This window comes from Streptomyces sp. NPDC002536, from assembly GCF_053594995.1.
In genome coordinates, this window is record NZ_JBSFWU010000183.1 from 1 (window position 1) to 7,692 (window position 7,692).

The following is a 7,692-nucleotide window of genomic DNA, read 5'->3' on the forward strand; positions in this document are numbered from 1 at the left end:
AGCGCGTCCAAGCGCTGGGCGTCGGGGAGCACCAGCATGTGGTTCTTGGCGCCGCGGGGAACTGCGCGTTCAGTGGTTCAGGCCCCTGATCTCCGCCGTGGCGCTCTTGAGCCACCGGCTCAGCCGTGGCCCCAGCGGGCGCTCCACCAGCCGGTGGAGGAGGTAGGCCGCCAGCATCATCGCCACCGTCGTCCCGGCCACCAGCGTGAGCGGAGAGGCCTTGTGGCGGAGGGCGGCGATGATCGTCCAGCCGATGTCCTCGTGCAGCAGGTACAGCGGGTAGGTGAGGACGCCCGCCGTGGTCAGCCAGCGCCACTGGATGCGGTCGAAGGCGCCCAGTGCCAGCAGCGCCATGAAGGCGAAGGCCAGCGCCACGATCACCTGGGCGGGCCAGGCCGGGATCGGGCGGTGCGGCTCGGTCAGGTTGAAGCCGACGCGCTTGACGATCTGGTTCTCGGCGAGCAGGAACGAGACCAGCACGATGCCGGTGAGCACGGCGTTCGGCTTGTACCGGTACATCAGGTAGAACGCGATGCCGGCCACGAAGTACGGCGAGAAGAGCGGCATGGCCCACATGTCGAGGAGCTGGCTCGGCGCGGTGTAGTCGACGATGCCGGCGACCGTCCAAAGACAGCAGAAGATCACGCAGTTGCGGTAGTTCACACCCCGGGCCACGACCACGAGGGCGAAGAGGAGATAGAACTTCAGCTCGCAGAAGAGGGTCCAGTACACGCCGTCGACGTCCGGGATCCCCATGCCGCCCTGCAGCATGGTCATGTTGATCGCGGCGTGCGTCCAGCCGTCCACGCGGTGGAACAGCGGGACCAGCGGCCAGAGGGTGATCACGGCGAACGACACGGCCACCGCGACCCAATAGGCCGGGTAGAGCCGGGAGATGCGGGAGACGAAGAAGTCGCCGACCGAGCGCCCCCAGCTGCTCATGCAGATGACGAAACCGCTGATGAGGAAGAAGACCTCGACACCGGTCCAGCTGTACTGGGAGAACTTGTGGAGCGTGGGGAAGATCGTTCTGGTGTGCCCCGCCCACGGGTTGTCCATCGCCGTGTAGTGGTAGACGACGACCATCAGGGCCGCGACGAGCCGGAGCCCGTCCAGCACGGCGAGACGCGAGGCCTTCGCCGGGCGGCGCCGGCCGGCGGGCGCGGACGTGGGGGAGGGCGCGGGCGCGGTGTCTTCCGCCGCCGGATTCATTACTTGGGACATGGCAAGGGGGCATTGTACCGGTCTGTCGGTTAATCCCTTGCCTGTCATGGGCTGCTGTCACCATGGCGCCCGTGACAACTCCCTTGCTCCTGAACGGTGTCGAGGCGGCCGTCCGCAGCGGCCGGCCGCCCTCGCGCCGGAGGCCGGGCGGCTCCGGATCAGTAGATCTGCAGATACGTGAGGTACGAGTCGCCCGCCCAGTCCTTGAGGGAGTAGCACGTGTGCCGGGCTATGTCCTGTCCGGCCGGGCCGCCGGAGGCGAACTGGACGTAGATGTCGTTGTTCCCGCTGCACACCTGCCAGACGTTGTGGATGTTGGGGTGCGTGGAGCCGGCGTTCGCGTAGCAGGTCGAGCCGTAATCGGAGTACACGGTGACGTAGTCGCTGCCGTCGCACACCGGGTTGGTGATGTCGGGGCGCCCGGCCTCCTGGGCCGTGGCGGGTGCGGCGACGGCCAGGCCGAGTGCGGCGGCTGCGGCGGCGGTCCCGAGGATGCGCTTGATCACAGGTGGTCCCTCTCCGGAGACGGAGCCCGTTACCAGCGGTAGGGGCGTCAGAGATCCTGCTGATCACCGCGCCCGGCGGCCAGGTCTTTCGATGGTGATCGAAACCGGCTGATCAGTTCGGGGCCGATGCCCCGCGCGCGCCCGCACTCCCGCATCCGGGCGGTTTCTCCGCCCGTCCGGCGCCCGGAACCCGGTCTCACCTCCCCTCGTGGGGTGAAATCAGGCCTTAAGTGGTATTTACTGCATCCCGGCACCGGAGGAGGCCCCATGCGCCCGAGCACGCGCACCCGTGCCCGCCGGGCCGTCTGCGGTGCCGTGGCCGTGGTGCTGGTGGCGGCCGCCGCCGGGTGTACGGGGGGCGGGCGGGCGCGGGCCGGGGTGGTGCGGGCTTCCTGGGGCGACCCGCAGAGTCCGCTCGAACCCGCCGACACCAACGAGGTCCAGGGCGGCAAGGTCCTCGACATGGTCTTCCGGGGGCTCAAGCGGTACGACCCGCAGACCGGCGCCGCCGAGGACATGCTCGCCGAGCAGATCGAGTCCCCCGACCAGCAGAACTTCACCATCACCCTCAAACGCGGGTGGACCTTCAGCAACGGCGAGCCGGTCACCTCCCGCTCCTTCGTCGACGCCTGGAACTACGGCGCGCTCGTCGACAACAAGCAGAAGAACGCCTCCTTCTTCGAGTACATCGACGGGTATGACAAGGTCCACCCCGCCTCCGGGGCCGCCACCGCCCGGACGCTGTCCGGGCTCGCCGTGCAGGACGACCGGACCTTCACCGTCCGGCTGCGCACCAAGTTCTCCACCTGGCCGGACACCCTCGGCTACGCCGCCTACGCCCCGCTGCCCCGCGCGTTCTTCACCGACCACGCGGGCTGGCTGAAAAAGCCCGTCGGGAACGGGCCCTACACGATCGACTCCTACGCCAAGGGGTCCGTGATGCGGCTCAAGCGGTGGGACGGCTACCCCGGTCCCGACAAGGCCCGGAACAAGGGCGTCGAGCTGCGGGTCTACACCGACAACAACACGGCCTACACCGACCTCATGGCCGGCAACCTCGACCTCGTCGACGACATCCCCAGCGCCCAGCTGAAGAACGTGAAGAGCGACCTCGACGGTCGTTACATCAATCAGCCCGCCGGGATCATCCAGACCCTCTCCTTCCCTATGTATGACGCCAGTTGGACCCACAGCGGCATGGCGAAGGTCCGCAGGGGGCTGTCGATGGCGATCAACCGGGAGGAGATCACCGGGCAGATCTACCGGGGGACCCGCACCCCGGCCACCGACTGGACCTCGCCCGTGCTCGGCGTCCAGGGCGGTTACAAGGCCGGCCTGTGCGGCGAGGCCTGCACGTACAACCCGGTCCGGGCCCGGCAGCTCATCGAGGAGGGCGGCGGGCTGCCCGGCGGGCACGTCACCGTCACCTCGAACGTCGACACCGGATCCCACCGGCTGTGGATGGACGCCGTCTGCAACAGCATCAACAACGCCCTCGGCAACGACCGGGCCTGCACCGTCGACCCCGTCGGCACCTTCGCGGACTTCCGCAACCGGATCACCGGCGAGAAGGTGACGGGCATGTTCCGATCCGGCTGGCAGATGGACTACCCGCTCGTCCAGAACTTCCTCCAGCCGCTCTACTACACCGACGCCTCCTCCAACTACGGCAAGTTCAGCAGCAGTGACTTCGACCGGCTCGTCGACGAGGCCAACGCCGAGTCCGACCCGGCCCGGGCCGTCGCCACCTTCCAGGACGCGGAGCAGGTCCTCGCCCGGCAGATGCCCGCCATCCCGCTCTGGTACCAGAACGGCAGCGCCGGATACGCCTCCGGCCTCTCCGGCGTGATGCTCAACCCGTTCAGCGTCCCGGTCTACGAGCGGATCACCGTCAAATGAGAGGCCGGGCGAGGGGTCAAGTGAGGGGCGTGGCATGGGGCGTTATGTGATCCGGCGGCTGCTGCAGATGATCCCTGTCTTCATCGGCAGCACCTTCCTCATCTTCGTCATGGTCTACGCGCTCGGCGACCCCGTCGCCGCGCTCTTCGGCGACAAGGCGCCCGACCCCGCGACCGCCGCACAGATCCGCAAGGACCTTTATCTCGACCGGCCGTTGGGCATCCAGTACCTGCACTACATGGGACAGATCCTCACCGGGAACTTCGGCACCGCCTTCAACGGCCAGAAGGTCACCGAGCTGATGGCCGACGCCTTCCCGGTGACCCTGCGCCTCACGCTCGTCGCCATCGCCTTCGAGATCGTCGTCGGCATCGCGCTCGGTGTCTTCAGCGGGCTGCGGCGCGGGCGCGCCCTGGACACCACCGTGCTGCTGCTCACGCTGGTCGTGGTCTCCGTCCCGACGTTCGTCAGCGGCTACGTGCTGCAGTACGTGTTCGGCGTGAAGTGGGGGACCGCCACCCCGTCCGTCTCGCCCGACGCGCAGCTCGGCGAACTGCTGCTGCCCGGCGTGGTGCTGGCCCTCACGTCCCTCGCCTACGTCACGCGCCTGACGCGCACGTCCATCGCCGAGAACTCCCGCGCCGACTACCTGCGCACCGCCGTCGCCAAGGGACTGCCGCGCCGCCGGATCGTCGTCCGGCACCTGCTGCGCAACTCGCTCGTCCCGGTGGTCACCTTCATCGGCACCGACGTCGGGGCGCTGATGGGCGGCGCCATCGTCACCGAGCGCATCTTCAACATCCACGGCGTCGGCTTCCAGCTCTACCAGGGCATCCTGCGGCAGAACTCGCCGACCGTCGTGGGCTTCGTGACCGTCCTGGTCATCGTCTTCCTGGTGGCCAACCTGCTCGTCGACCTGCTCTACGCCGTGCTCGACCCGAGGATCCGCTATGCCTGAGCCGCAGCCGCCGCCCGACCCGCAGCACGACCCACGGGAGGCCGTCACCCCCGCGGGCGGCGGCGCCATGAGCCTGGCCACCAGCGAGGCGGAGACCCTGGAGGGCGGGCCGGTCCCCGCCGCGCCCGGCAGTGCCAAGGCGCGCAGCCTGTGGTCCGACGCCTGGCACGACCTGCGGCGCAACCCGGTGTTCGTGGTCTCCGCCCTCGTCATCGTCTTCCTGGTGCTGATCGCCCTGTGGCCGCAGCTCATTGCTCGCGGGAACCCGCTGCAGTGCAACCTGGCCCTGGCCCAGGACGGGGCCCGGCCCGGGCACCCCTTCGGGTTCGACACCCAGGGCTGCGACGTCTACACCCGCACCGTCCACGGCGCCCGCGCCTCCATCACCGTCGGCGTGTGCGCGACGGCCGGGGCCGCGCTGCTCGGCAGCGCGCTCGGCGGGCTCGCCGGGTTCTACGGGGGCTGGTGGGACGCCCTGCTGTCACGGCTCGCCGACGTGTTCTTCGGCATCCCGATCATCCTGGGCGGGCTGGTCTTCCTGTCCGTGGTGACGGGCCGGTCCATCTGGCCGGTCGTCGGCTTCATCGTGCTGCTGGGCTGGCCGCAGATCTCCCGCATCGCGCGCGGCGCCGTCGTCACCGCCAAGCAGCACGACTACGTCCAGGCGGCGCGGGCGCTGGGCGCGGGCAACATGCGGATGCTGCTGCGGCACATCGCGCCCAACGCGGTGGCGCCGGTCATCGTCGTTGCGACCATCGCCCTCGGCACGTACATCGCCCTGGAGGCCACGCTGTCCTTCATCGGCGTCGGGCTGCGGCCGCCCACCGTCTCGTGGGGCATCGACATCTCCAACGCCTCCACGCAGATCCGCAACGCCCCGCACATGCTGCTGTGGCCCGCGGGGGCGCTGAGCGTCACGGTGCTCGCGTTCATCATGCTCGGCGACGCGGTGCGCGACGCCCTCGACCCCAAGTTGCGCTGAGGAGCGGGGAGATGGAGCAGGACGTTCTGCTGGACGTGCGGGACCTGCACGTCGAGTTCCGTACGCGTGACGGGGTGGCCAAGGCCGTCAACGGCGTGAGCTACTCCGTGGCCGCCGGGCGCACGCTGGCCGTGCTGGGGGAGTCCGGGTCCGGCAAGTCCGTCACCGCCCAGGCCGTCATGGGCATCCTGGACTCGCCGCCGGGGTTCGTCACCGGCGGCCAAGTCCTCTTCCGGGGGAAGGACTTGCTGACGGCGGGCGAGGAGGCGCGCCGCCGGATCCGCGGCGCCAGGCTCGCCATGATCTTCCAGGACGCGCTCTCCGCCCTCAACCCCGTGATGACGGTGGGTGCGCAGCTCGCCGAGATGTACGAGGTGCACCGGGGGGCGACCCGCAAGGACGCCCGGGCGCAGGCGGTCCGGCTGATGGACCGGGTGCGCATTCCGGCCGCGAAGGAGCGGGTGAACGACTACCCGCACCAGTTCTCGGGCGGCATGCGGCAGCGCATCATGATCGCGATGGCGCTGGCCCTGGAGCCGGACCTGATCATCGCGGACGAGCCGACGACCGCGCTGGACGTCACCGTCCAGGCCCAAGTAATGGACCTGCTCGCCGAGTTGCAGCGCGAGTACACCATGGGGCTCATCCTCATCACCCATGACCTGGGTGTCGTGGCCGACGTGGCGGACGACATCGCGGTGATGTACGCGGGGCGGATCGTGGAGACGGCGCCCGTGCACGAGCTGTACCGGGCGCCCGCGCACCCGTACACCCGCGGTCTGCTGGACTCCATCCCGCGCCTCGACCGCAAGGGCGCGGAGCTGTACGCGATCAAGGGCCTGCCGCCCAGCCTGACGGCGATCCCGGCCGGCTGCCCCTTCCACCCGCGCTGCCCGCGCGCCCAGGACGTCTGCCGGACGGACCGGCCGCCGCTGTTCGGGGTGGCGCCGGGGCGGACGAGTGCGTGCCACTTCTGGAAGGACACCCTCGATGACGCACGGTGAGTCCGGTGAGTCCGGTGAGACGGTTCTCGAAGTCCGGGACCTCGTCAAGCACTTCCCGCTCACCCGCGGCATTCTCTTCAAGAAGCAGGTGGGGGCGGTGCACGCGGTGGACGGCGTCTCCTTCGACGTGCGCAAGGGCGAGACCCTCGGCATCGTGGGGGAGTCGGGGTGCGGCAAGTCGACGGTCGCGAAGCTGCTCGTGCACCTGGAGCGGCCGACGGCCGGGCACATCCGCTACCGCGGCGAGGACATCACGCGGCTGTCGGGCAAGGCGCTGAAGGCGGTCCGGCGCAACATCCAGATGGTCTTCCAGGACCCGTACACGTCCCTGAACCCCCGGATGACCGTGGGCGACATCGTCGGCGAGCCGTACGAGATCCACCCGGAGGCCGCGCCGAAGGGCAGCCGGCGGCGGAGGGTGCAGGAGCTGCTGGACGTGGTGGGTCTCAACCCGGAGTACATCAACCGCTATCCGCACCAGTTCTCGGGCGGCCAGCGGCAGCGCATCGGCATCGCGCGCGGGCTGGCGCTGCGGCCGGAGGTGATCGTGGCGGACGAGCCGGTGTCGGCGCTGGATGTCTCGGTGCAGGCGCAGGTGGTCAACCTGCTGGAGCGGCTGCAGCGGGAGTTCGGGCTGTCGTACGTGTTCATCGCCCACGATCTGTCGGTGGTGCGGCACATCTCGGACCGGGTGGCGGTGATGTACCTGGGGCGGCTGGCGGAGTCGGGGTCGGATGCGGAGATCTACGAGCACCCGACGCATCCGTACACGCAGGCGCTGCTGTCGGCGGTGCCGGTGCCCGATCCTCGGGGGCGGGAGGGGCGGGAGAAGATCCTTCTGACGGGGGACGTGCCGTCGCCCGCGGATCCGCCGTCGGGCTGCCGCTTCCGGACGCGGTGCTGGAAGGCGCAGGCGGTGTGTGCGGAGGTGGTGCCGCCGCTGGAGACGCCGGAATGGTTCCGGGAGGGCGGGGGGCCGGCGGCGCACCCGTCGGCGTGCCATTTTGCGGAGGAGGGGGTGCGGGGTGGACGGCGACGAGCGGGTGCTGCGGAAGAGCTCGCTGGAGGAGATGCGGGTGCCGGAGACCGCACCCCAGGGGCCGGACCGGGCGGGCGGCT

7 protein-coding genes are annotated in these 7,692 nt (G+C 69.9%); 5 read left to right on the plus strand and 2 right to left on the minus strand.

What is annotated here, in order from left to right:
• Positions 1-69: 69 nt before the first annotated feature.
• Positions 70-1,224: an acyltransferase family protein gene (locus tag ACWD4B_RS34465; protein WP_451424469.1), complete on the minus strand. Its 1,155-nt coding sequence runs from the start codon at positions 1,222-1,224 to the stop codon at positions 70-72.
• 158 nt (positions 1,225-1,382) lie between these two features.
• Positions 1,383-1,730 carry a beta/gamma crystallin domain-containing protein gene (locus tag ACWD4B_RS34470; RefSeq protein ID WP_451424470.1) on the minus strand — a complete coding sequence of 116 codons (348 nt, stop codon included), beginning with the start codon at positions 1,728-1,730 and terminating at the stop codon, positions 1,383-1,385.
• 267 nt (positions 1,731-1,997) lie between these two features.
• Here ACWD4B_RS34470 and ACWD4B_RS34475 point away from each other — a divergent pair, with 267 nt between their 5' ends.
• The 5 genes from ACWD4B_RS34475 to ACWD4B_RS34495 all read left to right on the plus strand — a co-directional run.
• The gene (locus ACWD4B_RS34475; protein WP_451424471.1) at positions 1,998-3,629 is read left to right on the plus strand and encodes a peptide ABC transporter substrate-binding protein; all 1,632 of its coding nucleotides are present in this window, start codon (positions 1,998-2,000) and stop codon (positions 3,627-3,629) included.
• A gap of 34 nt (positions 3,630-3,663) precedes the next feature.
• Positions 3,664-4,587, plus strand: coding sequence for an ABC transporter permease (locus tag ACWD4B_RS34480; RefSeq protein WP_451424472.1), 924 nt, complete (start codon positions 3,664-3,666; stop codon positions 4,585-4,587).
• Positions 4,580-5,569, plus strand: a complete 990-nt coding sequence (locus ACWD4B_RS34485) for an ABC transporter permease (RefSeq protein WP_451424473.1) — start codon at positions 4,580-4,582, stop codon at positions 5,567-5,569. The genes ACWD4B_RS34480 and ACWD4B_RS34485 overlap by 8 nt, the downstream gene beginning before the upstream one ends.
• Before the next feature lie 11 nt (positions 5,570-5,580).
• Entirely contained in the window at positions 5,581-6,573 is a 993-nt protein-coding gene (locus tag ACWD4B_RS34490; protein ID WP_451424474.1) for an ABC transporter ATP-binding protein, read from the plus strand.
• Positions 6,560-7,692: ABC transporter ATP-binding protein (locus ACWD4B_RS34495; RefSeq protein ID WP_451424475.1), on the plus strand; the 1,133-nt coding region annotated here is incomplete at its 3' end. The genes ACWD4B_RS34490 and ACWD4B_RS34495, both read left to right, overlap by 14 nt.

Bases quoted from the DNA above. Each gene is read 5' to 3' on its own strand.
- ACWD4B_RS34485 (WP_451424473.1), top strand. From the start codon at position 4,580: ATGCCTGAGCCGCAGCCGCCGCCCGACCCGCAGCACGACCCACGGGAG.
- ACWD4B_RS34465 (WP_451424469.1), bottom strand. From the start codon at position 1,224: ATGTCCCAAGTAATGAATCCGGCGGCGGAAGACACCGCGCCCGCGCCC.
- ACWD4B_RS34480 (WP_451424472.1), top strand. From the start codon at position 3,664: ATGGGGCGTTATGTGATCCGGCGGCTGCTGCAGATGATCCCTGTCTTC.
- ACWD4B_RS34475 (WP_451424471.1), top strand. From the start codon at position 1,998: ATGCGCCCGAGCACGCGCACCCGTGCCCGCCGGGCCGTCTGCGGTGCC.
- ACWD4B_RS34490 (WP_451424474.1), top strand. From the start codon at position 5,581: ATGGAGCAGGACGTTCTGCTGGACGTGCGGGACCTGCACGTCGAGTTC.